At 50.3% G+C, this 382-nt stretch carries 2 tRNA genes; both read right to left on the bottom strand.

Going from position 1 to position 382, the window contains the following annotated elements:
- Positions 1–138: 138 nt before the first annotated feature.
- Positions 139–214: transfer RNA gene (locus SB752_RS32010), tRNA-Thr, on the bottom strand.
- 5 nt (positions 215–219) lie between these two features.
- Positions 220–295: transfer RNA gene (locus tag SB752_RS32005), tRNA-Asn, on the bottom strand.
- Positions 296–382: the final 87 nt, after the last annotated feature.

Below are 382 nucleotides of genomic sequence, written 5' to 3'. Positions count from 1 at the left end.
CGAACCCCTGTATGACAGCGTGAAAGGCTGCTGTGTTAAACCGCTTCACCAACGGGCCATGCTAATAATGATATGGGTCCCCCGAAAAGTACTAGGACTAATCTGCGAAGATTCACTTCACTTTTTGGGGTTGTTTTCTGGTGCTCCCGATAGGAATCGAACCTGCGACCTCTTCCTTACCATGGAAACGCTCTACCGACTGAGCTACAGGAGCATATATGGCTCCCCGGGACGGACTCGAACCGCCGACCGATCGGTTAACAGCCGATTGCTCTACCAACTGAGCTACCGAGGAACGTTGAAGGTCATTCCTTCAAAACTGAATACGCATGCTTGCTAAGAGTGTGTGGATAAGTCCTCGACCGATTAGTATTCGTCAGCT

The sequence above is a fragment of the Brevibacillus sp. SIMBA_040 genome (assembly GCF_046535075.1).
Lineage (GTDB): Bacteria > Bacillota > Bacilli > Brevibacillales > Brevibacillaceae > Brevibacillus.
This window is presented reverse-complemented; position numbering and strand designations above follow the sequence as displayed.